Annotated in this window: 17 protein-coding genes and 1 pseudogene; 8 read left to right on the top strand and 10 right to left on the bottom strand. The window is 71.4% G+C overall.

Going from position 1 to position 24,383, the window contains the following annotated elements:
• Positions 1–628: 628 nt before the first annotated feature.
• Together KUM38_RS15185 and ptsP are read left to right on the top strand one after the other, a co-directional pair.
• Positions 629–1,078, top strand: coding sequence for a PTS glucose transporter subunit IIA (locus tag KUM38_RS15185; RefSeq protein WP_217129906.1), 450 nt, complete (start codon positions 629–631; stop codon positions 1,076–1,078).
• 77 nt (positions 1,079–1,155) lie between these two features.
• A complete protein-coding gene (gene ptsP, locus KUM38_RS15190) occupies positions 1,156–2,826 on the top strand; it encodes a phosphoenolpyruvate--protein phosphotransferase (RefSeq protein WP_217129907.1) in 1,671 nt (556 codons plus the stop codon).
• Positions 2,827–2,904: 78 nt separating this feature from the next.
• Here ptsP and KUM38_RS15195 read toward each other — a convergent pair whose 3' ends face one another.
• Both KUM38_RS15195 and KUM38_RS15200 read right to left on the bottom strand, forming a co-directional pair.
• The gene (locus KUM38_RS15195; RefSeq protein WP_217129908.1) at positions 2,905–3,792 is read right to left on the bottom strand and encodes a hypothetical protein; all 888 of its coding nucleotides are present in this window, start codon (positions 3,790–3,792) and stop codon (positions 2,905–2,907) included.
• 99 nt (positions 3,793–3,891) lie between these two features.
• Positions 3,892–5,868 (bottom strand): acetoacetate--CoA ligase, encoded by a 1,977-nt coding sequence (locus KUM38_RS15200; protein WP_217129909.1) that lies wholly within the window; start codon positions 5,866–5,868, stop codon positions 3,892–3,894.
• A 213-nt stretch (positions 5,869–6,081) separates the two neighbouring features.
• Between KUM38_RS15200 and KUM38_RS15205 the strand changes: the two genes are divergently transcribed.
• A complete protein-coding gene (locus KUM38_RS15205) occupies positions 6,082–8,460 on the top strand; it encodes a glycoside hydrolase family 31 protein (RefSeq protein WP_217129910.1) in 2,379 nt (792 codons plus the stop codon).
• Here the strand turns inward: KUM38_RS15205 and KUM38_RS15210 are convergent.
• Together KUM38_RS15210 and KUM38_RS15215 are read right to left on the bottom strand one after the other, a co-directional pair.
• Positions 8,451–8,987 (bottom strand): NUDIX domain-containing protein, encoded by a 537-nt coding sequence (locus KUM38_RS15210; protein WP_217129911.1) that lies wholly within the window; start codon positions 8,985–8,987, stop codon positions 8,451–8,453. The genes KUM38_RS15205 and KUM38_RS15210 overlap by 10 nt on opposite strands.
• A gap of 44 nt (positions 8,988–9,031) precedes the next feature.
• The gene (locus KUM38_RS15215; RefSeq protein WP_217129912.1) at positions 9,032–9,841 is read right to left on the bottom strand and encodes a M15 family metallopeptidase; all 810 of its coding nucleotides are present in this window, start codon (positions 9,839–9,841) and stop codon (positions 9,032–9,034) included.
• Positions 9,842–10,013: 172 nt separating this feature from the next.
• Between KUM38_RS15215 and KUM38_RS15220 the strand changes: the two genes are divergently transcribed.
• The gene (locus KUM38_RS15220) at positions 10,014–11,639 is read left to right on the top strand and encodes a GGDEF domain-containing protein (protein WP_217129913.1); all 1,626 of its coding nucleotides are present in this window, start codon (positions 10,014–10,016) and stop codon (positions 11,637–11,639) included.
• A 351-nt stretch (positions 11,640–11,990) separates the two neighbouring features.
• The gene (locus KUM38_RS15225; protein WP_217129914.1) at positions 11,991–12,716 is read left to right on the top strand and encodes an MIP/aquaporin family protein; all 726 of its coding nucleotides are present in this window, start codon (positions 11,991–11,993) and stop codon (positions 12,714–12,716) included.
• A 50-nt stretch (positions 12,717–12,766) separates the two neighbouring features.
• On the opposite strand, the pseudogene KUM38_RS15230 reads toward KUM38_RS15225, so the two are convergent.
• Positions 12,767–13,892 (bottom strand): annotated as a pseudogene (locus KUM38_RS15230) (RNA-guided endonuclease InsQ/TnpB family protein).
• 45 nt (positions 13,893–13,937) lie between these two features.
• On the opposite strand from KUM38_RS15230, the gene KUM38_RS15235 reads away from it, so the two are divergent.
• Entirely contained in the window at positions 13,938–14,156 is a 219-nt protein-coding gene (locus KUM38_RS15235; protein ID WP_217130042.1) for a hypothetical protein, read from the top strand.
• 84 nt (positions 14,157–14,240) lie between these two features.
• Here KUM38_RS15235 and KUM38_RS15240 read toward each other — a convergent pair whose 3' ends face one another.
• Genes KUM38_RS15240 through KUM38_RS15260 form a run of 5 tightly spaced genes read right to left on the bottom strand, consistent with a single transcriptional unit; the run spans position 14,241 to position 22,364 of the window.
• Entirely contained in the window at positions 14,241–14,846 is a 606-nt protein-coding gene (locus KUM38_RS15240; RefSeq protein WP_217129915.1) for an ATP/GTP-binding protein, read from the bottom strand.
• The gene (locus KUM38_RS15245) at positions 14,827–18,510 is read right to left on the bottom strand and encodes a hydantoinase B/oxoprolinase family protein (protein WP_217129916.1); all 3,684 of its coding nucleotides are present in this window, start codon (positions 18,508–18,510) and stop codon (positions 14,827–14,829) included. The genes KUM38_RS15240 and KUM38_RS15245 overlap by 20 nt, the downstream gene beginning before the upstream one ends.
• A 24-nt stretch (positions 18,511–18,534) precedes the next feature.
• Positions 18,535–18,930, bottom strand: coding sequence for a DUF742 domain-containing protein (locus tag KUM38_RS15250; RefSeq protein ID WP_217129917.1), 396 nt, complete (start codon positions 18,928–18,930; stop codon positions 18,535–18,537).
• Between the two features lie 9 nt (positions 18,931–18,939).
• Complete coding sequence (locus KUM38_RS15255; RefSeq protein WP_217129918.1) at positions 18,940–19,374, bottom strand: roadblock/LC7 domain-containing protein; 435 nt, start codon at positions 19,372–19,374, stop codon at positions 18,940–18,942.
• On the bottom strand, positions 19,371–22,364 hold the full coding sequence (locus KUM38_RS15260) for a nitrate- and nitrite sensing domain-containing protein (RefSeq protein WP_217129919.1): 2,994 nt from the start codon (positions 22,362–22,364) through the stop codon (positions 19,371–19,373). Before KUM38_RS15260 ends, KUM38_RS15255 begins: the two co-directional genes overlap by 4 nt.
• A 418-nt stretch (positions 22,365–22,782) precedes the next feature.
• On the opposite strand from KUM38_RS15260, the gene KUM38_RS15265 reads away from it, so the two are divergent.
• Together KUM38_RS15265 and KUM38_RS15270 are read left to right on the top strand one after the other, a co-directional pair.
• Positions 22,783–23,409 (top strand): hypothetical protein, encoded by a 627-nt coding sequence (locus KUM38_RS15265; protein ID WP_217129920.1) that lies wholly within the window; start codon positions 22,783–22,785, stop codon positions 23,407–23,409.
• 155 nt (positions 23,410–23,564) lie between these two features.
• Positions 23,565–24,362, top strand: coding sequence for an IclR family transcriptional regulator (locus KUM38_RS15270; RefSeq protein ID WP_217129921.1), 798 nt, complete (start codon positions 23,565–23,567; stop codon positions 24,360–24,362).
• Positions 24,363–24,383: the final 21 nt, after the last annotated feature.

Raw genomic sequence — 24,383 nt, forward strand, 5'->3', positions numbered from 1 at the left:
ATGTGTTAAGCACGCCGCCAGCGTTCGTCCTGAGCCAGGATCAAACTCTCCGTGAATGTTTTCCCGTAATCGGGACGACACATCACGAGAGCGGAACCGCCGGAGGAATAGTCCGGCGGTTCACAGCGTCCTCGCTGTGTTTTTTCAAAGGAACCTCAACCCGATCGAACCGATCAGGTCGGGGTATCAACATATCTGGCGTTGACTTTTGGCACGCTGTTGAGTTCTCAAGGAACGGACGCTTCCTTTGTACTCACCCTCGCGGGCTTTCCTCCGGGCGCTTCCCTTCGGTGTTTCCAACTCTACCAGTGTTTTTCCGGCCCTCCGACCACCGTTCTGCAGGCACGCAGAAGATGATCCAAAGTTAGGATCTGACAAGTTGGATTGCTGCCGAGTGGAGGGCGTCTGTTCGTGCCGCCCATCCCCGAGCAGGAGTACAACCTTACACGGGGTCGCGGACCACGTGCAAATCGATTAGAGTGCGTGGTCTAGACCTCTCGTCTAGACCATTGATCCGGATCTGTCCTCCGAAACCGGTACGTCATATGACATACGCTGCTGAACAGCGCGCCGGAGGCAGGCAGTGACGGCGGCGTACGTACAGATCTCCACGCCTGGGAGGCTTCCCATGACCACCGTGACGTCCCCGCTTGCAGGACGGGCCATCGGACTGGCGTCCGTACCCGACCCGGTCTTCTCCGGAGCCATGGTCGGCCCGGGTACGGCGATCGACCCCACACGGGAGCCCTCCGAGGCCGTCTCGCCCGTCGACGGTGTGATCGTCTCTCTGCACCCGCACGCGTTCGTCGTCGTCGACGAGAACGGACACGGCGTGCTCACCCACCTCGGTATCGACACCGTGCAGCTCAACGGCGAGGGCTTCGAGCTGCTCGTCAACAAGGGCGACACCGTGACGCGCGGGCAGAGCATCGTGCGCTGGAACCCGGCCGCCGTCGAGGCCGCCGGCAAGTCCCCGGTGTGCCCGGTCGTTGCCCTGGAGGCCACGTCGGACGCTCTCTCCGAGCTTCGCGACGACGGCGATGTGAAGGCCGGCGACACCCTCTTCCTCTGGAAGTGACGCGGCGCCGTCCGGTGACGGCCATCAGGACAACCAACGCGGCGGCTGAGCCCGCCGCTCTATCGGAGACGGGTGAGATGGAGACAACGCTGCGAGGCGTCGGGGTCAGCCACGGCGTGGCGATCGGCGAGGTACGGCACATGGGTACGGCGGTGCTCGAACCTCCGGCCAAGCAGATCCCGGCGGACGAGGCGGAGCGTGAGCAGGGGCGCGCCCGTAAGGCCGTGGAGGCGGTCGCGGCCGATCTGGTGGCGCGCGGCAACCTTGCCGGGGGCGAGGCCCAGGCGGTACTCGAGGCGCAGGCGATGATGGCCCAGGACCCTGAGCTGATGGCTGACGTGGAACGGCGCATCGCCGTCGGCAGCACCGCTGAGCGTGCGGTGTACGACGCGTTCGCCGCGTACCGCGAGCTGCTCGCGAATGCCGGTGAGTACCTGGCGGGCCGCGTGGCCGACCTCGACGACGTGCGGAACCGTATCGTCGCGCGGCTGCTCGGGGTGCCGATGCCGGGCGTGCCGGACAGCGACGAACCGTATGTCCTCGTGGCCCGTGACCTCGCGCCGGCGGACACGGCGCTGCTCGACCCGACGCTGGTGCTCGGCTTCGTGACCGAGGAGGGCGGCCCCACCAGCCACAGCGCGATCCTGGCCCGCGCTCTCGGTGTCCCGGCCGTGGTCGCCCTGCCGGGTGCCGGTGAACTCGCCGAGGGCACGCTGATAGCGGTCGACGGCAGCACCGGCGAGATCTTCGTGAACCCGAGCGACGAGAAGAAGGCTCAGCTCGAGGCGGCGGCGGCCGAGCGCAAGGCGGCGCTGGCGGCGTCGACCGGGCCCGGTGCGACCGCCGATGGTCACAAGGTGCCGCTGCTGGCCAACATCGGCGGCCCGGCGGATGTGGCGGCCGCCGTCGAGGCGGGCGCGGAGGGTGTCGGTCTCTTCCGGACCGAGTTCCTGTTCCTGGACGACAACAAGAAGGCCCCTTCCGAGGAGAAGCAGGTCGCGGCCTACCGTCAGGTACTCGAGGCGTTCCCCGAGGGCCGTGTCGTGGTGCGGGTGCTGGACGCGGGCGCGGACAAGCCGCTGGACTTCCTCACTCCGGCCGACGAGCCGAACCCGGCGCTGGGCGTGCGTGGTCTGCGGACGCTGCTCGACCACCCCGGGGTGCTGCGTACGCAGCTGACGGCGCTGGCCAAGGCCGCCGAGGGGCTGCCCGTCCACCTCGAGGTCATGGCCCCGATGGTGGCGGACCGGGCCGATGCCAAGGCTTTCGCGGACGCCTGCCGGGAGGCGGGACTGCGGGCGAAGTTCGGCGCGATGGTCGAGATTCCGTCGGCCGCGCTGCGGGCGCGCTCGGTGCTGCAGGAGGTGGAGTTCCTGTCGCTGGGCACGAACGACCTCGCGCAGTACACGTTCGCCGCGGACCGTCAGGTGGGTGCGGTCTCCCGGCTGCAGGATCCGTGGCAGCCCGCGCTGCTCGACCTGGTGGCGCTGTCCGCCGAGGCGGCGAAGGCCGAGAGCAAGAGCTGTGGTGTCTGCGGTGAGGCCGCTTCCGACCCGCTGCTCGCGTGTGTGCTGACCGGTCTGGGTGTCACCTCTCTCTCCATGGGTGCGGCGTCCATTCCGTATGTGCGGGCGTCGCTGGCGAAGTTCACGCTGGCGCAGTGCGAGCGGGCCGCGGCGGCGGCCCGGGCGGCGGACAGTGCCGCGGATGCCCGTGCCGCCGCTCAGGCGGTGCTGTCGGGCGAGTAGCCGGACCGGGCCGGCCGGCGATCGGCGTCCCCGGGGGCGCTCCACCTGGAGGTGGGGCGCCCCTCTGGCGTTTCCGGCTCAATGGCAGTGGGCCGGGCCCGGTCCCTGGCCGAGGTCGGGCGGCTCGCAGTAGTCGACGTTGGACTCCGGGGAGATGAGCTCTCCGGACTCGGCGTCGGTGCAGTAGGCGTCGAAGACCTCGCCGGCGGTGAGAGGTTCGAGGCCGTGGGCGCGCAGTCGCCAGCCGTGGATACGGTCGGGGCTGCCGGGTTTGCTGGTCCGCATGACCAGTCCGCCGGGGCTCTCGGTGGCGAGGCCGACGGCCAGGACGGTGGTGAATTCGAGGGCTTCGGACTCGTCGAGTTCCATGCGGCCGGCGATGTCGTCGGCGTGCAGGACGGCGACGAGTGTTTCGGGTGGTCCGGAGACGCTGCACACGAGGTGCCGCTCGCCGGGTGGGGCCGTGTCGAGGATGCGGACGAGGAGGTGTGAGGCGCGGGTGAAGGCGGCGCGGCCCAGGTCCTCGCCGCACGAGGCGCAGGCGCCGAGGCGGGCGAGGAGCGCGGCCGCGTACTCCCAGGTGGCGTGGCGTACGGCCTCGTCGACGAGGGTGGGCAGGAGGTCGGCCAGTGGGCGGCCGTCGTAGGGGATCGTGGGACCGGTGGACGCGAGTGCGGCCGTGAACCGTGTGCGGCTGGTGTGGCTGTCGGGGTCGAGGCCCGTTTCCGCGCAGTACTCGGCGTAGTCCTCGGGGTCGAAGAGGGCCACCGTGGTGTGGCTGCCCTGCAGCGCACGCGTCCTGAGGACGGCTTCCATGTGTTTGAGGTAGGTGGTGTGGTCGTCGAAGACGAAGCTGTCGTAGCGCCGCATGGCGCGGAAGTCGTGCTCGTCGGCCAGCAGGCCGATGGTGCCCGCGACTTCGCGGTGCAGGACGCGTCGCAAGGTCCGGTGGTCGGTGTGGGCCATGTCTCCCCCTGTGCACAGTCGATCAATGCTCACTCACAGTAATCGGCGGCACTGACAACGGCGTGGGCCGAGGGGGAGCCGGTCTTGTTCCCGGGACGGTCAGGCGCGCTTGCGGGCGAGTTCCTCGTAGAAGGCGAGTAGGCCGAGGTTGTCGATGGATCCCGGGTTGACCGCCTTCTCCAGCGGGGTGCCCTGGAGGAGGCGCTTGACCGGGACCTCGATGCGTTTGCCGGTGAGGGTGTGCGGGACGCCGGGGACCTCGATGATCTCGTCGGGGACGTGACGCGGTGAGAGGTGTTCGCGGATGGTCCGCTTGATGCGGCCGCGCAGGTCCTCGTCGAGGGTGGCTCCGGGTGTCAGGTGGACGAACAGGGGCATCCAGTAGCCGCCGTCGGGCTGTTCGACGCCGATGACGAGGGATTCCCTGATCTCGGGGAGGCGTTCCACGGCTTCGTAGATGTCGGCCGATCCCATGCGGACGCCCTGGCGGTTGAGCGTGGAGTCGGAGCGGCCGTGGATGACGACGGAGCCCCGGGAGGTGATGGTGATCCAGTCGCCGTGCCGCCAGACACCGGGGTAGGTGTCGAAGTAGCTGTCGTGGTAGCGGGTGCCGTCGGGGTCGTTCCAGAAGTGGATCGGCATGGAGGGCATCGGATTGGTGACCACGAGTTCGCCGACCTCGTCGGTCAGGGGCTTGCCGCCGGCGTCCCAGGACTGCAGGTCCGTGCCCAGGCCGGGGGCCTGGAGCTCGCCGATGTGGACGGGGAGGGTCGGTACGGCTCCGGCGAAGCAGGAGCAGACGTCGGTGCCGCCGCTGACGGAGGCGATCCACAGGTCGGCCCCGTTCTCGGCGAACTCGTCGTGCAGCCAGCGGAAGCCGTCGGGGGGCAGGGGGGAGCCGGTGGTCGCGACGCACTTCACCGCGGAGAGGTCGAAGTCGCGCGAGGGGTGCACGTCGGCCTTGCGGCATGCCATGACGTAGGCGGCGGAGGTGCCGTAGAGGGTGGCGCCGGTGCGTTCGGCGATGCGCCACTGGGCGCCTGTGTCCGGGTAGCCGGGGCTGCCGTCGTACAGGACGATCGTCGTTCCGGTCAGGAGACCGGAGACGAGGAAGTTCCACATCATCCAGCCGGTGGAGGTGTACCAGAAGAAGCGGTCCCCGGGGCCCAGGTCGCAGTGGAGTCCGAGTTGCTTGAGGTGTTCGACGAGGATGCCGCCCTGGGACTGGACGATCGCCTTGGGCAGTCCGGTGGTGCCGGAGGAGTAGAGCACCCACAGCGGGTGGTCGAAGGGCACCTGCTCGAAGACCGGTTCGGTGTCCGCGGCGGTGAGGGCGGACCAGTCCAGTGCCCCGTCGGGGGCCTCGGTGCCGAGCAGGGGGATGTGCACGACGGCGCGCAGGGTGGGCAGTTCACGGCGGAGTTCGGCGACGACGTCACGTCGGTCGTGTTCCTTGCCGCCGTAGCGGTAGCCGTCGACGGTGAACAGGACGACGGGTTCGACCTGCTGGAAGCGGTCGAGGACGCTGCGGGCGCCGAAGTCGGGGGCGCAGGAGGTCCACACGCCGCCCACGGCCGCCGTGGCGAGGAGGGCGACGACGGCCTGCGGGATGTTCGGGAGGTATCCGCTGACGCGGTCTCCGGGGCGTACGCCGAGGGAGCGCAGCTCGGCCGCCAGGGAGCCGACCTGGCGGCGCAGCTCGGCCCAGGTGACGGGGTGCGGGTCATGGGTTTCGTCGACGTACAGAAGCGCGGCTTCGTCCGCGCGGGAGGCGGTCGCGCGCAGCGCGTGTTCGGCGTAGTTCAGCGTGGCTCCGGGGAACCACTGGGCGCCGGGCATCGAGCGGTCGCCCAGCACACGCGCGTAGGGAGTCGAGAAGCGGACGTCGAACCACTCCGTGACCGCTTTCCAGAAGGTGTCCAGCTCGTCCACGGACCAGCGGTGGAGCGCCGCGTAGCCGCCCTCGGCGGGGGCGCCGTGGTGTTCGGCGGCCCATGCCTGGAACGTGGTGATCCGTGCCTGGGCGATCTGGTCCCGGCTCGGCTGCCAGAGCGGCTGGGGGTTCACGGTCGACATGGGGCGGCTCCCGGACTGTGCGCGTCGTGTGCGTCCTCCGCGCACGGGCTGGGGTGTGCGCGTGACACGGCTGACAGGGACGATGCCATGTGATCGACTTCCGCACCAGGGCGTCTCCCACATAGTCCGTGTCGTGAAGATGTGGTCCGATCACAGGTGAACGGCAGTTGAACGACCCGCATGGTGGGCGCGGTCAATGGCAGGGTGAGCAGCATGGACGGTCGTGACCTGGTGCGTTCGGTGAAGTCGGTCGGTTCGGTGGGGGCGGCTCAGGGGTTGCGTACCGTACGAGCAGCGTGGCGCAGGCGGCGGGCCGACGCCACCGGGCTGCCGCCGCGGGGGCCGGTGCGTGCGCGGGTGCCCGGGACCGTGCGGGAGGTGGAGCCGGGGCTCGGTGGCGGGCTGATCAGGTTCGGCCGCTCGGAGTTGCGGATCTTCGTGGCGGTGAACGGGGCGGTCTTCTGGGGCTGGGACGGGGCTGCTCCGGAACCGTCGTACGCGCTGGCCGGCCGCTGTCCCGATCCGGATCCGCGGGCCGCGCTGGAACCGGACAAGGACGGTGGCTGGCGGGTGGTGGCCGAGCGGGTGACGGTGGTGGTCTCGCGGCACGGCGCGGTGGAGGTGCTCACCCCGGGGGGTGTGATGCTGCGGCGCGATCTGCCGCCGCGGTGGTGGGAGCCGGTGGGCGGTGGTGCCGCGCGCTGGATGCAGCGGTCCGAGGTGCCGGCCGACGCGCGTTTCTTCGGGCTCGGGGGGCGTGCGTCGGGTCCCCGACTGCGGGACGGCACGTACCGGTTGTGGAACGCCGCGCCCGGCCGTGCTGTCGGTCCCGGCGACGATCCGCTGTCCGTCACGATGCCGGTGCAGATGGTGGTGGCCGACGCGGGCACGCATCTGATGTTCTACGACAACTCGTGGGACGGCACCGTGACGCTGCGGGAGGGCGAGGAGGGTGCCGGTTCCGGACACGACCGGGCCGGGACGAGTGAGGTGTGCGTGGACGGTGGTCCGCTGCGCTGTTGGGTGATGGTGGGTGCTCCCGCGCGGGTGCTGCTCGCCTGGGCCTCGCTCACCGGTGCGCCGGCGCTACCGCCCGCGTGGGCGCTCGGTCACCATCACGCGCGAGGGGCTTCCGGCGGCGAGGAGGAGGTGCGGCGGACCGTCGCGGGGCACCGGGAGCACGGGCTGCCGCTCGACGCCGTGCACCTCGGTATCGATCACTTCGATGCCCGTCAGGTGTTCACCGTGGACCGGGAGCGGTTCCCCAAGCTGCCGGTTCTCGCGGACGAACTGCGGCGCGAGGGGATCAGGCTGGTGTCGGTCGTCGGTCCGGCGGTCGGCGCGGCACCCGGCACCACCGTGTACGACGAGGGGGTGGAGCGGGACGCGTTCGTGCGGGACGCCTCCGGGGAGGTCGTGGAAGGGGCCGGGAGCGCCGGAGAGGTGGTCTTTCCGGACTTCACGCACGCGCGCGTGCGTGCGTGGTGGGGCGGTTTGTACGCGGAGCGGCTGGCACAGGGGTTCGCGGGCTTCTGGCACAGCCTGGACGAGCCGACGTCCTTCACGGCCTTCGGCGAGCCGACGCTGCCGCGGTCGGCGCGCCACGCGCTGGACGGGCGCGGAGGTGACCATCGCGAGGCGCACAACGTGTACGGGCTGTGCATGGCCCGGGCGGCGTACGAGGGGCTGCGGGAGCAGGCTCCCCGGGAGCGGCCGTTCGTGTTCTCGCGTTCCGGGTGGGCCGGTATGCAGCGTCACGGCGGGGTGTGGTCGGGCGGGGTGATGGCGGGGTGGCCCGGGTTGCGGGCGGCGTTGTCGCTGGTGCTGGGGCTGGGCCTGTGCGGTGTTCCCTACGCGGGTCCGGACGTCGGCGGCTCCCCCGGGGAGGTGTCGCCCGAGCTGTATCTGCGCGGGCTCCAGTTGGGGGCCTATCTTCCGTTCTTCCGCACCCATGACGGTGCGCGTGCGGGCCGGGGTGGGCCGTGGGGGTTCGGCGCGGACGTCCTCGGGCACGCGCGCGTGGCGCTCGTCGAACGCCGGCGGCTGCTGCCGTACTTCATGACGCTGGCGCATCTGGCCCGGCGTACCGGGGCGCCGTATGTGCGGCCGTTGTGGTGGTCGGCGCCCGAGGACCGCGCGTTGCGCGACTGCGAGGACGCCTTCCTGCTCGGCGACTGTCTGCTGGTGGCGCCGGTGCTCGCTCCGGGTGTGGACCGGCGGGCCGTCCAGCTGCCGCGCGGGCGGTGGTACGACACGGCGACGGGACGGGCGTACGACGGGCCGGTCCGGGTGTGGGCCGACGCGCCGCTGGGGCGGATCCCGGTGTTCGCGCGCGGGGGCGCCGTTCTTCCGGTGCTGGGGGAGGACGGCGGTCCGGAGCTGGAGGTGTGGGCACCGGCCCGGGGGCGGACCGGGGGCGGGCTGGTCGTACCGGACGTCGGCGAGGGGTGGGAGGAGCCGGAGACCGAGCGTTACACGGTGCGGTGGTCGGGTTCGCGGGTCGTCGTCGAGCGGGAGGGCGGGGACCGCGGCGTGGAGCCGTCCTGCCCGGTGCGCGTCCGCGGGACGGGCACCGGCGGGGGTCAGATGTAGCGGCCCTCGAACCAGGCCCGTGCGGCCAGGGTGTGCAGGGGGAACGCGAGTTCCTCCGGGCGGCGCAGCAGGTCGCGCTCCCCGGTCTCGTCGGTGACGGTGAAGGGCGGCAGGTCTTCCGCGGGGCGTTCCGGGAGGAGCCCGAACAGCAGCAGGTGTCCGTCGGGCGAGCTCATGGCGTCGGCGAGCCGTACGTCGCGGCTCGCCGCGACGATGCCGGTCTCTTCCTCGAGTTCACGGACGACGGCCTGGCGCCAGTCCTCCCGGTCGTCGATGTAGCCGCCGGGCAGGGCCGTACGCCCGCGCGCGGGCGCGATGGTGCGGGTGATGACGACGAGGCCGGTGCCCTGCGTGTCGTACACGGGCTGGAGGGCGACCGCGACCGGCAGCGGGTTGCGGTAGGCGACGGCGCCGCAGGCCGGGCAGGTCCGGGGCCATCCGGAGACGCCCTCTCCGAAGGGCGTGCCGCAGCTCGAACAGTGGGAGTCCGGCGCGGAGTTGGGAGTCATGGCATGAGTTTCGGACACGCGCGGACTGTATCCGATCACGGTGGGGGCGTCTCCGGGGCCGGTCAGTTGTGGCCGGTGAGTGACCTCCGGGACACCGGGAAGTCGAAGTAGGTGTCCGGGTGAGCCTCCGGCTTGAAGGTGTAGTGCCACCACTCCTCGGCGAGGTTCACGAAGCCGAGGTCCTCCAGGGTGCTCTTGAGGAGCAGCCGGTTGGCACGCTGTTCGCCCTGGACACGCGGGTCGAGGGTGTGGCTGAGGGTGTCGAAGCAGTCGTAGCCGGTGCCCATGTCGACGGAGGTGTCGGGGAACCGCTCGTCCTCGGGGGCGAAGCAGGGGGTGAGGGGCTGTCCGGGGTGGTAGGGCCTGGCCGGCTTCGTGGGGAGTTCCACGAGGGTGAGGTCCACGGTCGAGCCACGGCTGTGGCCGGATTTCTCCGCGATGTAGCCGTCGGCGAACAACCGGGTCTTGTCGACGTTCGGGTAGAACTCGGCCTTCATCCTCTGGTCGTCGAGGTCCTCGGCCCAGCGCACGAAGTGGTCCACCGCGCGCTGCGGCCGGTAGCAGTCGTACACCTTCAGGGAGTAGCCCTGGCGCAGCAGCTTCCGCTGCGCCGCGTGGAGGGCCTCGGCGGCGGGGCGGGTGAGGATGCACAACGGCTGCCGGTAGCCGTCGATGGGCTCGCCGACGAAGTTGTGCGGGGTGAAGTAACGGATCTCCTGGAGGATCGTCGGGTCCACGCTGTTCAGTGCCACGAAGTCGCGGGGCGCCCTGGGTTCGGGCTTCGCCTGCGCGGTGGCGGAGGCGGTGGTCGCGGCGAGCAGGGCGGCGACGGCGGTGGCGAGACCGCGTACCGCGGTGGAGAGTCGTGTCATGTCCCCTGCATCTATCAGGAGAGGGCTCCGCCGGGGAAGCACCCGGCCCTCCTCGGGTCGCGCGGGGCGCGCTTCCGATGCCCTCGCATACGCGGAGTGACCGCTCGGGAATCCTGCGTGAACGTCTCGTGAACTGCGCTTGGGCGGCCTCGGGCGGCGCCATCATGCTCCCGTGAGCTCCTGGTCGGACAGTCTCCGCTTCGCCTTCCAACCGGTGATCAACCTGACGACCGGCGGCGTGACGGGTCTGGAGATACTGGCCCGCCCCGAGGCCGGCGACATCCTGGCCGAGGCCCGTCGGGACCCTGAGGTGGACCTGCGGCTGGCCGTGTCGGCGGTACGGGCCGCGGTCCGCAAGGAGACGTTGCTCCCGCTGTACGTGAACGTGTTCGCGGGCACCCTCGCCGATCTCGGCGGCCTCGCGACGCTGCACGACGCCGTGCGTGAGGCGGGACGGCTGCCGTGGGAGGTGACGATCGACATCGGCCCTCCCTGCACGCACGTGCCGTGGCGGGCGCTGCTGGACGCGGTCGCCGAGCTGCGCGGGCAGGGCTTCCGTGTCTGCGCGGACGGTGTCGGGGACGGGGACATCCCGCTGCGGCTGCTCGTGGATCTCGCGCCCGACCTGGTCAAGCTGGACGCGTCGCTGCTGGCGCGGCCCGCGGCCGTACGGGCGATGCGGACCCTGTGCGAGGAGCTCGGGGCACTGCTGTGCGTCGAGGGCGTCGAGACCGAGGGACAGTGCGCGACGGCACTGGCGGCCGGGGCCCAGTTGGCCCAGGGCGAACTGTTCGCGCCGCCGGCTCGGCTGCCTGTCGCGGACGTGTACGTTCCGCCGCGCTCCCCCGGCGTGGTGTCGGTACCCCGGACCGGGCCGTCGGTGCGGGAGTTCGTACGGCCGGCCGCGCTGCTGCCCGCCACCGCGTCGGCCGGTCAGGTGCGGGCCCTGCTGACCGGGTCCCCCGATGTGTCCGGGGTGCTGCTCGTGGACCGGGCCGGGGTCCCGGTGCGGTCGGTGCACCGCTCCCGCTTCCTGCTGTCGATGTCCGGCCGCTACGGGCACGCCCTGTACGCCGACCGGCCCGCCGCCAAGCTCGGGGACCCGCCGCGGACGGTGGGCGTCGACGCCACGGCCTGGGAGGTCCTGGAGGTGGTGGCGGTCGGGGACCGGGGCCGTACGTCGGACGACGTGGCGGTGGTCGACGCACACGGCCGGTGCGTGGGGGTGGTACGGCTGGCGGATCTGGTGCGCGCGCTGGCCGAGACCCGGGTGGAGGAGGCGGCAGGGCTCAATCCGCTGACCCGGCTGCCCGGTTCGGACGCGATCACCGCCGAGGTGGACCGGCGGATCGCGGGCGGCCGGGCGTTCACGCTCAGCTGGCTGGACGTCGACCACTTCAAACAGGTGAACGACGGGGCCGGGTTCGCGGCGGGCGACGAGCTCATCCGCGCGGTGGGGCGGGCACTGCGCGAGGCGTCGCCGGACACCGCACGCGTGGGCCACATCGGCGGGGACGACTTCCTGGTGCTCGCCGATCAGGAGGCGCTGGATCCGCTGGCGTCCCTGGTGCTCGACGCGCTCTGGTCGGCCGGCGGCCACCCGGTCACGCTGTCGCTGGCCACGGTCCTGTGCCCGCCCGGCAGCGTGACGGACCACCGGCAGGCCGCCGCCTGTCTGGCGCCGCTCAAGAAGGCGGCGAAGGCGTTGCAGGGGACGAGTTGGGTGCTGGGCCGGGCGGGAGCGGGCGGGCACGAGATCCGGCGGGGGAGCGAGCGGGCACCGGCGCCCGCGGGCTGACGGGTGAGGCGGGCGGCCCGGAGCCCGTGCCGCCACGGAGGGCGTGCTTCCGGCCGGGTGGCCGACAACCGTTGCGGTCGGCGACCTTGACGCCCCCTGGGTGCCGGTGAACACTTCCCGGTGTCAGTCGACATCGCCGTACATCTCGGCGCATTCCGGCACGCCACCGCTGAGGGCCTCCTGCGGTACGGCCCCACTCCCCCACGGGCGATTCGGCTGCGACGGCACGCTCGTCACGGACGCCGGGCGGGGCGCGGATCCTCCCTGCCGCCGGCTGAAGTCGCCATGGGAAACGCACCCTGCACGTGAGGTCCGGGGCGGATCGTCCCGGGCCGGGGCCCAGGAGCCGCCATGAGCAACGGAGACATATTCGTCGGGGAGATCATCGGCACCGCGATCCTGATCCTGTTCGGGGCCGGCGTGGTCGCCGCCGTCGTCCTCAACTACTCGAAGGCGAAGGACGCCGGCTGGGTCGTCATCGCGCTGGGCTGGGGTTTCGGCGTGATGGCCGGGGCGTACACCGCCGCCCCGCTGTCGGGTGGGCATCTCAACCCGGCGGTCACCCTCGGGATCGCCGTCGACACCGGGGACTGGGACCACGTCCACGTCTACATCGCCGGGCAGATGGTCGGCGCGATGCTGGGCGCCGTGCTGTGCTGGCTGGCCTACTACGCGCAGTTCCAGGCCAACGCCGAGGAGGACATCGCCCAGCCGACGCTCGGGATCTTCTCCACGACCCCCGCGATCCGCAACCCCGTCGCGAATCTCGTCACCGAGATCATCGCGACCGTGGGCCTGGTGCTGCCGATCCTGGCGTTCGGGCTCACCGAAGGGCTCGGCGAGTCGGGCACGGCGATCCTGATCGTCTCGTTCCTGGTGGTCGGCATCGGACTGTCGCTCGGCGGTCCCACGGGGTACGCCATCAACCCGGCCCGTGACCTCGGGCCGCGCGTCGTGCACGCGCTGCTGCCGATTCCCCACAAGGGCACCTCGGACTGGGGCTACGCGTGGGTCCCGATCGTGGGACCGCTCATCGGCGGGACGCTGTCCGGGCTGGTCTTCAACGCAGCGTTCTGAACGAACCTCCGCACGTACGACGAAGGGGACGTCTTGGCTTCCTCCCCCGTCTAAAGGCGGGGGGTTCCAGCGGTCGCCCGCTGGGTTTCCTGCTTCACCGACGACCGCCCCGTCCGGGAGGACTCCCGTTGAGGTCTTACACCGTCTCCACAGGCAGACGCCGCCAGCCCGGCGGCCAGGATGTTGCGCGCCGCGTTCACGTCGCGGTCATGCACAGCTTGGAGCTGGGGAACCAGCGGTCGATCACCACGAGTTCGCGCCCGTACCAGGTGCACTTGTACTCCAGCATGGAGCGCAGTTCCGTCCACGACGCGTCACTGATGGCGCGTGCGAGCCTGCCGTTCTTCAGCAGGTTGCGGACGGTGAGGTCCTCGATCACGACCGTTTGGTTCTCACGGACGAGACGAGTGGTGAGCTTGTGCAGGAAGTCACGGCGCCGGTCGACGATCCGCGCGTGGACCTTGGCGACACGGAGCCGAGTCTTCTCCCGGTTCGCCGAGCCCCTCGCCTTCCGCGACAGCCCACGCTGGGTCTTCGCCAGGCGGGCGCGGTCACGGCGCTCGTGCTTGGGGTTGGCGATCTTCTCCCCGGTGAACAGCGTCACCAGGGAGGTGATCCCGGCGTCCAGACCGACCGCCCCCGTGGTGGCGGGAGCCTCGGCGATGGTGTCCTCGCACAGCAGGGACACGAACCAGCGGCCCGCCGCGTCACGGGACACGGTCGCCGTGGTCGGCTCCGCGCCCTCGGGCAACGGACGCGACCAGCGGATGTCCAGGGGCTCGGTCATCTTCGCCAGCGTCAGCTGCCCGTCGCGCCACTTGAAGGCGCTGCGGGTGTACTCGGCCGACGCCCGGGACTTCTTCCGCGACTTGTAGCGCGGGTACTTCGCACGCTTGGCGAAGAAGTTCCCGAACGCCGCCTGGAGATGCCGCAGCGCCTGCTGGAGCGGAACGGAGGACACCTCCGTCAGGAAGGCGAGTTCCCCGGTCTTCTTCCACTCCGTCAACGCGGCGGAGGACTGCACGTAGGAGACGCGCCGTACCAGGCCCGGGTGCGTTCCTCCAGCGCCTTGTTGTACACGAGGCGGACGCAGCCGAACGTGCGCGACAGCTCAGCCGCCTGCCCGTCCGTGGGGCAAAAGCGGTACTTGAAAGCCCGCTTGACCTGCTGCGCCATACCTCACACTCTATCGGCTCCTGTGTGAGCAGCGAGTGTCGACCGGTGGCCGTGGACGTCGAACCGTCCTGGCGGCGATTCACCTTTCCCCGCCCTGCTCCGCGGGAGCTTCGTTTCCTGTCTGGCCTGAAAGCCAGGGCATCCACGAAGAAGGACGCCGAGTGGACGCCGGCCATGGAGGCGCCGACACGGGACCGGGAGTACCGCAACTGGCGCAAGGCGGTGGAGAAGAGCTTCGGCTGGATGGCGGAGGATGACGGTTGACCACGCGCGCGTGGTGCGTCGCTCTCCGGGTTCGCGGCCCGGGCTCCGGTCGGTGGGAGCACGGGCCGCGGACCTGCCGACGTCTCAGGTGCCGACCGTCTGGCGTCGCTGTGCGACCTGGGCCATGGCGTGCTGGACGACGCCGATGAGGGTCTCCTTGACCGACTCGCGGTCCCGCGCGTCGCACATCAGCAGCGGTACGTGGTCGTCGAGGTCGAGGGCGCGGCGGACGTCGTCGGCCGGGTAGCGCGCCGCTCCGTCGAAGCAGTTGACGCCGACGAGGAACGGGATGGCGCGCCGCTCGAAGTAGTCGATGGCCGCGAAACAGTCCTCCAGGCGCCGGGTGTCGGCGAGGACCACGGCTCCGAGGGCGCCCTCGGACAGCTCGTCCCACATGAACCAGAACCGCTCCTGACCGGGCGTGCCGAAGAGGTACAGCACCAGGTCCTCGCGGAGGGTGATGCGGCCGAAGTCCATGGCCACGGTGGTGGTGTTCTTGGTTTCCACACCGGAGGTGTCGTCGACCGGGCGCCCGGCCTCGGTGAGGAGTTCCTCGGTGCGCAGCGGCCTGATCTCGCTGACCGCGCCGACGAGCGTGGTCTTGCCCACGCCGAAGCCGCCGGCCACCAGGATCTTGAGCGTGACGGGCTCGACCGGGGGCTTGCCGCGCTCAGAACGCCCGAAGATCATCGATCTCTTCTCCTGCTTGATGGGGGTCGGGCGGCGGGCCGTATCCTCCGCCGCCGGGGGTTTCGACGACGAGTACGTCGCCGGGTCCGACGTCCGCCGAGTCGCTTCCGGCGAGCCGGGTGACCGTGCCGTCCGCCCGTTCGATCCGGTGGGCGCCCGGTGCTCCGGGTTCGCCTCCGGCCATGCCGTACGGAGGGATCCTGCGGTGCTGGGACAGCGTGGAGACCGTCATGGGCTCCAGGAAGCGGATGCGGCGCACGGCTCCGTCCCCGCCGCGCCACCGTCCGGCGCCGCCGCTGCCGCGGCGCACCGCGAACTCCTCGAGGCGGACGGGCAGTCGCCACTCCAGGATCTCGGGGTCGGTGAGCCGGGAGTTGGTCATGTGTGTCTGTACGACGGATGCCCCGGGGAAGCCGTCTCCGGCGCCCGAGCCGGAGGCGACGGTTTCGTAGTACTGGTGGCGGGCGTTGCCGAAGGTGACGTTGTTCATGGTGCCGGAGCCCTCCGCCTGGACGCCGAGGGCCGCGTACAGGGCGCCGGTGACGGCCTGGGAGGTCTCCACGTTGCCCGCGACGACGGCGGCCGGCGGCTCGGGGGCCAGCATGCAGCCCGGCGGCACGATGATGTCCAGCGGGCGCAGACAGCCGTCGTTGAGCGGGATGTCGTCGGCGACCAAGGTGCGGAAGACGTACAGGACGGCCGCGTTGACGACGGAGAAGGGGGCGTTGAAGTTGGTGGGCAGCTGGGCGGACGTACCGGTGAAGTCGACGGTCGCGCGGCGGTTCTCGCGGTCCACGCGGACGCGTACGCGGATGACGGCGCCCGAGTCGGTCTCGTAGGCGTACGCGCCGTCGTCGAGGGCGTCGATGACGCGGCGCACGGCCTCTTCGGCATTGTCCTGGACGTGCTTCATGTAGGCCTGGACGACGTCGAGGCCGAAGTTCTCGATCATGCGGCCGACCTCGTCGACGCCCTTGCGGTTGGCGGCGATCTGGGCGCGCAGGTCGGCGAGGTTGGTCTTCGGATTGCGGGAGGGGTGGGGTGCCTCGGTGAGGAGGCGGAGGGTCTCCTCCTCGCGGAAGCGGCCGTTCTCGGTGAGCAGCCAGTTGTCGAAGAGGACGCCCTCCTCGTCGATGGTGCGGCTGTCGGCCGGCATGGAGCCCGGGGCGATGCCGCCGATCTCGGCGTGGTGGCCGCGTGAGGCGACGTAGAAGAGGACCTTCCGGTCACTCTCCGTGTCGTCGGTGGGCCCGGTGGCGAAGACCGGGGTGATGACGGTGACGTCGGGAAGGTGGGTGCCGCCGTGGTACGGGTCGTTGACGGCGTAGGTGTCGCCGGGGCGCATGGCCGGGCCGCGCCGCCGGATGACCTCCTTGACGCTGGTGCCCATCGAGCCCAGGTGGACGGGGATGTGCGGGGCGTTGGCCACCAGGTTTCCGTCGGGGTCGAAGAGGGCGCAGGAGAAGTCCAGGCGTTCCTTGATGTTGACGGACTGGGCGGTGGACTCGAGGCGGGCGCCCATCTGTTCGGCGATGGACATGAAGAGGTTGTTGAAGACCTCGAGCAGCACGGGGTCGGCTTTTGTGTCGGCTCGGGAACTCTGCGTAACCGCGACGCGTTCCATGACCAGATGCCCGTCGTGGGTCGCCGCGGCCCGCCAGCCGTCGTCGACGACGGTCGTCGCCCCTGACTCGGTGATGATCGCCGGGCCGGTGACGGCTTCGCCGGGGGGAAGGTCCTCACGGCGGTGAAGGGGTACGTCGCGCCAGGTGCCGCCGGTGTGGAGGCGGACGGTCCGCGGGGGGACGGCGGGGTGTCGCGGGGTGCCTTCGTAGGGAGCGAGGGCGGAGAGATCGGGGGGTTCGGTGATGCCGGTGGCTTCGACGGAGAGGGCTTCGACGACGATCGGGCGGTCGAGCGTGAAGGAGTACGTGGCGCGATGACGTTCTTCGAAGGTGCGCCGCATCGTGCCGGGCTCGGTCAGCTCCACGGTCAGGGTGGTGTCGGTGCCGTCGTAGCGGAGCTGGGCGCGGCGGCTGACCTCGATCCGCTCCTCGGGGACGTCCTCCGCGAGGAGTTCGGCGCGGGCCGCCGATTCGAGGTCGTCGGCGGTCTTGTGGACGCCGGGCATGGCGGCCGGTTCCAGGGGGGCCTCGACGGACCGTTCCCGCATGGCCGTGGTGTCGGCGAGGCCGATGCCGAGCGCCGACAGGACGCCGGCCATGGGCGGGACGAGGACGGTGCGGATGCCGAGGGAGTCGGCGACCATGCACGCGTGCTGTCCGCCCGCTCCGCCGAAGGTGGTGAGGGCGTACCGGGTGACGTCGTGCCCCTTTTGCACGGAGATCCGCTTCACCGCGCCGGCGATGTTGGCGACGGCGATCCGCAGGTAGCCCTCGGCGACCTGCTCGGGGGTGCGGTCGTCGCCGGTCTGCTCGCGGATCTCACCGGCGAGGACGGTGAAGCGGTCACGGACGAGCGCGTCGTCGAGGGGCTGGTCGCCGTCCGGGCCGAACACCGTGGGGAAGTGGGCGGGCTGGATGCGGCCGAGCATGACGTTGGCGTCGGTGACCGTGAGCGGGCCGCCGCGCCGGTAACAGGCGGGGCCCGGGTCGGCGCCCGCCGAATCCGGCCCCACGCGGTAGCGGGAGCCGTCGAAGTGGAGGACCGAGCCGCCGCCGGCGGCGACGGTGTGGATGTCCAGCATGGGCGCGCGCAGCCGGACTCCGGCGATCTGTGTGGTGAAGACGCGTTCGTACTCGCCCGCGAAGTGCGAGACGTCGGTGGAGGTGCCGCCCATGTCGAAGCCGATGACGCGGTCGAAGCCGGCGAGCTGCGACATGCGGGCCATGCCGACGATGCCGCCGGCAGGCCCGGACAGGACGGCGTCCTTGCCCCGGAACCGGCCGGCTTCGGTGAGGCCGCCGTTGGACTGCATGAACATCAGCCGTACGCCGTCGAGTTCGTCGGCGACATGGCGGACGTAGCGGCGCAGCACGGGCGAGAGGTAGGCGTCCACGACGGCGGTGTCCCCGCGCGGGACGAGCTTCATCAGGGGACTGACCTCGCTGGACAGCGAGATCTGCGGGAAGCCGATCCGGGCGGCGAGTTCCCCGACCGCTTGTTCGTGGGCGGGGTGGAGATGGCTGTGCACGCAGACCACGGCGACGGCCCGGATGCCGTCGTCGTACGCCCGTCGCAGCGGTCCGGTGAGGGCGTCCAGGTCGGGGGCGCGCAGGACGGTGCCGTCGGCGGCGATGCGTTCGTCCACCTCGACGACCCGTTCGTGCAGCAGTTCGGGCAGGTCGATACGGCGGGCGAAGATGTGCGGGCGGTTCTGGTAGGCGATGCGCAGCGCGTCGCGGAAGCCGCGGGTGACGACCAGCAGGGTCCGTTCGCCCTTGCGCTCGAGGAGGGCGTTGGTGGCGACGGTGGTCCCCATGCGTACGGCGTCGACGGGGCCGTCGGATCCGGCCAGCAGTTCGCGGACGCCCACGACCGCCGCGTCGGTGCCGCGTGTCCCCCGGCTCCCGCGGTTCCGGGTGTGTTCCGGAGCCGGGTTGTCGGACAGCACCTTGTGCGTCAGCAGCCGGCCGTCGGGGCGCCTCGCGACGATGTCGGTGAAGGTGCCGCCTCGGTCGACCCAGAACTGCCAGCCTGTCACGTCAGTATCCCGCTTCCGCGCCGGTCACAGCGCCCGGAGGCCGTTGATCACGTCGCGCAGAATACTCTCGTCCGGCAGCTCGGCCGGGGGGACCGGCCGGTTCACATGGACCCATTCCGATTCCACGAGGTCTCCGACGAGGACCCGGACCACCCCGATCGGCAGATCGAGTTCGGCGGAGAGTTCGGCGACCGTCTGCGAGCTGTCACGGCACAGTTCGACGATGTCCACGTGTTCCGGGGAGAGCGTGGGATCGGTCTCCGGATCGTCCGCGTGCGGCTCCGTGACGACCACCGCGATCAGGTCGAGGCGGTGCTGGGCCGCACTGGTGGTGCGGCCCCGCGTCATGGCGTACGGACGGACGACCGGTCCGGCCTCGTCGTCGAACCAGTGGCTTCTACCCTGACCGTCAGCGCTCATGTCATCCCACTACCCGCCCGAGGGCAGATCGGTGCGCGGTGCGGCGCCCAGATGCACACCGACCCGCTTCACGAGAAGCGTCATCTCGTAGGCGACCTGTCCGACGTCCGAATCCGCGTCCGCGAGGACGGCGAGGCAGCTGCCGTCGCCGGCGGCGGTGACGAAGAGGAACGCCTCGTCGAGTTCGACGACGGTCTGACGGACGTCTCCGGCCTCGAAGTGGCGGCCCACGCCCTTGGCGAGGCTGTGGAAGCCGGAGGCGACGGCGGCCAGGTGCTCGCTGTCCTCCCGGGTGAGGTCCTTCGACGCGCCTGTCGGCAGGCCGTCGCCGGAGAGCACGATCGCCTTGCGGATGCTGGCGACTCGGTCCACCAGGTCGTCGAGGAGCCAGTTCAGCTCCCCCTTGTCGGTCGTGGTGTGGCCGGTGGCCCTCGGTGCGGTCATCGACCGTCCCCCTTTGTCGTTCGTCGTGGTGCTGTGCCGCTGTCGGCTTCGTCGCCGGCGGCGTTCTCCTCGCGGCCGCGCTGCCAGCCGCGCTGGAGCGAGGCCATGCGGCTGCGGACTTCGTCGGCATCCCGTTCAACGGGCCGCGCCCTGTCCTCGTTCCGCGGTTCGGCACTGTGCTTGAGCTGCGGGGCGAGGCTGGCCTGCCGTATGCGCCGGGGCAGCGCTCCGCCGCCGGGTCGTGCGGCGTCGGCGTCCGCGCCGCCCGCGCCCGGCACGGAGTCGTCGGGACCGCTCACCGCGATGGCGGGGCGGCGGGTGCGCCGGGGAGGGCCGGCAGAGGGCTCCGGCCGGTCCTGGCGCACAGGGCCGGAGGGCGCCGGAGTGTCGCTCTGGTCCCCGGTTCCGGTCCTGGGGCGGGAGGGGTCGGGGCCCCGTCGGCGGGCAGGTAGCGGAGGCAGTGACTCCGCGCCCGGTTGTGCGCGCTCGACGTCGGAGGAGAGCCGTTCGGTGCGGCGGCGTGCGGGAAGCGGGGACAGTGCGTCCGCGTCCGGGCGGCCGGGGCCCCGGCGTCCCGCGGAATTCTCACCGCGGCGGCGGGCGGGCAGCGGAGGCGCTGCTTCCAGCTCGGGCCGGGTGGACGCCGCGGGCATGCCCTCCTCGTCCGTGCGCTCCGCTCGGTCGCGAGCGTCGCGGACCGGGCGCCCATGGGAGCTGACCAGCTTGGGTGCTCCCCTGCGGGCCAGCGGTACCGGGGCGCTCCGGTCGTCCCCGCCCGGGTCCACGCTCCCAGGCGTGTCGGGGGTCTGCTGATGGTGTGCGCGGCCGGGCCGCTCCTCCTGGGTGCCGGTGAGGGAGCGGCGGGGGCGGAAGAGGCCGCCGCGTCGGCTGTCCTCGTCCTCCAGGGCGCCGGGGAAGCCGTCGAGTGCGTCCAGGTCGACGGGGGCTTCCAGTTCCACCGGTCCGTCCAGCAGCGAGGCGGGGAGCCCGGGCAGTTGTACGGGCACCTGGGAGAGCGCGGCGCGGCGGGTCTCCTCCGGTTCGCGGTCCTTGGCGCGCTGGGGACGGTCGAGGCGGAAGCCGACGCCGTTGGTGTCCGGAACGTCGTCCGTCAACAGTGTGTCGGGGATGAAGACGACCGCCGTGGTGCCGCCGTACGGGGAGGGCTGCAGAGAGACCCGGACGTTCTGGCGCTGGGCGAGGCGGCTGACCACGAACAGTCCGAGCCGGTCGGTGTCGGAGAGCTCGAACTCGGGGGTCTCGGCGAGTCTGAGGTTGGCGTCCAGAAGGGCGTCGGCCGCCATGCCGAGCCCGCGGTCGTGGATCTCCAGGGTGAATCCGTTGGCCACCCGCTCGCCGAGGACCTGGACGGCGGTGTGCGGCGGGGAGAACACCGTGGCGTTCTCCAGCAGTTCGGCCACGAGGTGGGTGAGGTCGGCGACGGCCGGACCGGTGACGGCGACCCTGGGCAGCCGGCGGACCTCGATGCGCTCGTAGTCCTCGACCTCGGCGACGGAGGCGCGTACGACGTCCATGAGCTGGACGGGCTTGCGCCACTGCCGGGAGGGCGCGGCGCCGGAGAGGATCACCAGGCCCTCGGCGTGCCGGCGCATACGGGTGGTGAGGTGGTCCAGCCGGAACAGGTCGGCGAGTTCCCCGGTGTCCTCGGTCCGGCGTTCCATGGTGTCCAGCAGGGTGAGCTGTTTGTGCAGCAGGACCTGGCTGCGGCGGGCGAGGTTGACGAACACCTCGGAGACACCGGCGCGCAGTTCGGCCTGCTTGACGGCGGCCTCCACGGCGGCGCGCTGGAGGGTGTTGAGGGCCTGGCCGACCTCTCCCATCTCGTTCTTGTCGTATTCCAGGCGCGGGACCTCGGTCTCGACGTCGACCTGTTCGCCCGCCGAGAGGCGGCGCATCACGCTGGGCAGTCGCACACCGGACGCCTCGTGGGCCTCCAGCCGCAGCTGCCGGAGGTCCCGGATGAGTCCGCGGCCCACGCGTACGGAGAGGACGAGGGAGACCAGGAGGGCGACCAGTCCGAGGACACCGGCGATGACGGCCTGGGTGATGACGCCCACGGCGACGGGGCGGACGCGGTCCTGGTAGCGGTCGGCGGCCTGGTCGTTGAGGGTGCCGAGTTCGGAGAGCACGTTGCCGGCGGCGATGTCCCAGCTCTTGGCCGTGATCCCACGGGGCTCCCCGCTGCCGGAGGAGACGGCCGCCTCCTCGCCCACGCGCAGCGGGGCGGACGCCGCGTTCTTCCAGAAGGTCTCGTAGCGGTCGCGCTCGGACGCGGGCAGCTGCGGCAGGCCGGCGTCGTACATCAGCGTGCGCTGGGCCACGAGGTCGGAGATCTGCCGCACTTCGGCACGGGACAGTTCGCCGACGATCAGGGCGGAGCCGAGCAGGGCGTCCTCGCGGGAGAGGAGTTCGCGGGCGCGGGCGAGGCTGACGAGGGCGCGGTACTGCTTGTCGAGTTCGATGTCTTCGACCACGTGCAGATTGGCCAGCAGGACGTAGCACGGGTCGATCAGCCGGTTGTAGAGGTCGAGGGCCTGGGAGCGGTCGACGGTGCCGTCCTCGACGCTGCGGCGCAGGGACTCGATGCCTTCGAAGGAGTCCAGTACCGCGCTCAGTTCACCGGAGTCCCCGTGCATGGCCTCGCGCACATCGGTGTTCGCCGCGTTCCTGCGGACGTTGTCGATGGCCTCGTCGGTGGCGGCGCGACTGCGCCGGAGTGCGGCGAGCCCTTCGGCGGCGCGGGGGTCCGCGAGATGGACGAGGGTCTGCCGACGCTCCTGCTGAAGGACGCGGACGGCGTCCTCGACGGGGTAGCCGACCTCCTCCATCACCGACGACACGTCGAACAGATGGCTTGCCTCGCGGCCCGTGAGCACCGTGGTGAAGGCCCAGATCGTCGTCAGGGACAACAGCGGCACGAGAAGCAGCGCCACGATCTTCCGGCGGACGGACTTCCCGCGAAAGCGCATGGCCTCCCCCAGCTCGGCCCCCGGTCGGCCGGGGGTACACATGTGCGTCAACAAACGGCGCGAGCCTACTACCGCACCGGGGTGAACTCGAAGAGCCGTCCGGAAGCTGTAGTTCCGTGCCGGGGGCGGGAGATGGCGAGTTGTCCGGGCATTGGGGGAGATTGCCTCCCGGAATCGGGGGTGCGGCCCCCTGGCCGATCTCCCGGACGCGCGGGGATGGTTGGCCGATTTCTTTCCCGGTCGGGAATCTTCGCGACGTGCCGTTCGTCCTTCTCTGTGGGAAATGGGGGCGGAATCGGCCGCAAGAGCCGTGTCCCGCACCTGGGCGGCGTAGAACAGTGCAAGCCGGGCAGCCACTGAAGAACCAGGTCTTCGAACACGAGTGAGCGGTCTGCTGGCGGTGGGGAGTGACACGTTGATGGGCACGGCGGAGCGGCGCGAGGCGCCCGAGGAGGGCGCGGCGGCGCAGGTGACGACGCGGTCGGAGGCCGGGGCTCCCGGCCCCGGTGCAGCCGCGTCCGGGCACGGGACGGCCGGCGAACGCGGCGCCGCGGCGACCGTGCGCGGAGCGGCACGCGAGGGCCGCGACGGCGCTGCGGCGCGGGAGACCGGAGGGAGGAACGGCGAGTCCGGCAGCTTCAGCGGTAAGGCCTCCTACCGGCCGCTGTGGATCGAGGAGCCGGCCCGGCGGCGCCGGTTGCCGGACCCGGTACGGACGTCGGCCGTGCGGGCAGTGCTCATCATCGCGGTGACGTTGATTCAGGCCATGGTGGCCTTCCTGTGCACCCTGGCCGGGTCCTGGCTGGCGTTCCCCATGGTCATCAGCAGCGTCGTCAGCACGATCCTCGCGACCTGGGGGGTCCTGGACGTCTGGGTGACCCGCCAGGTCTGGAATCAGCGCAATGGCGTGGTGTCCGCGCCCAGCAGCACCGCGCGGGCCCTGCGGCGCGAGCGGCGCCGCGCTCGCCGTCAGCAGCGGGCCGCCCAGCGGGCGCAGGCTCGAATACGCCGGCGGGGCGGAGCCGGGCAGTTGTCGCACCCCTGACGGCACACCCACCGGAACAGGGACTCTCGGTAGGCTGATGTTGCGTATGCCGCATGTGCAGGCACTACGCGCAACAGTTCCCGGGTGGGTGACCGTCGCAGCGAGGGCGGTCGGCATCGGCCCGCACCGGGCCGACAGATGGTGAGAGCCGAGCCATGACCGGCGAGCGGAAACAGCCCGGGGAGAACGGGAGGGGCGCGACGAGTGCCGTGCAGTCGGTGGACCGTGCGGTGAGCGTGCTGGAGATCCTGGCGCGGCACGGCGAGGCGGGTGTCACGGAGATCGCCGGCGAACTGGGCGTGCACAAGTCCACGGCCTTCCGGCTGCTCGGCGTCCTGGAGAACCGCGGGCTGGTGACCCAGACGAAGGACCGCGGCAAGTACCACCTGGGTGCCGGCGTGCTGCGCCTCGCGGGGGCGGCCGCCGTGCGGCTGGACATCTCGCAGGAGGGCGTTCCGGTGTGCCGGGAGCTCGCCGACGAGCTGGGCGAGACGGTGAACATAGCGGTGCTGGACGACGACGCCGCCGTCAACATCATGCAGGCCCGGGGTACGGCATCGGTCACCGCGCAGAACTGGCTCGGCAGACGCACCCCGCTGCACGCCACCGCCGGTGGCAAGGTGTTCCTGGCCCACCTGCCACCCGCGGTCCGTGAGGGCCACCTCGCACGCCCGTTGCGCCGGTTCACGGAGCGGACGATCACCACGGCAGCGGAGCTGCGCGGTGAACTGGAGACGGTGGTCGAGCACGGATACGCCGCCACGCTCGAGGAGCTGGAGCTGGGGCTCGCGGCCGTCGCGGCGCCGGTCCGCTCGCACGACGGCACGGTGATCGCGGCGATCAGTGTCTCGGGGCCGGTGTACCGGCTGCGTGCGGACCTGCTGCCCGAGCTGGGCAGCAGGACCGCGACGGCGGCGGCCGGGCTGTCCCGGCGCATGGGCTACGGCTTCTGAGCCTCGTCCGGGATGACGCCT

Source organism: Streptomyces sp. AC558_RSS880 (genome assembly GCF_019049255.1).
Taxonomy (GTDB): Bacteria; Actinomycetota; Actinomycetes; order Streptomycetales; family Streptomycetaceae; genus Streptomyces.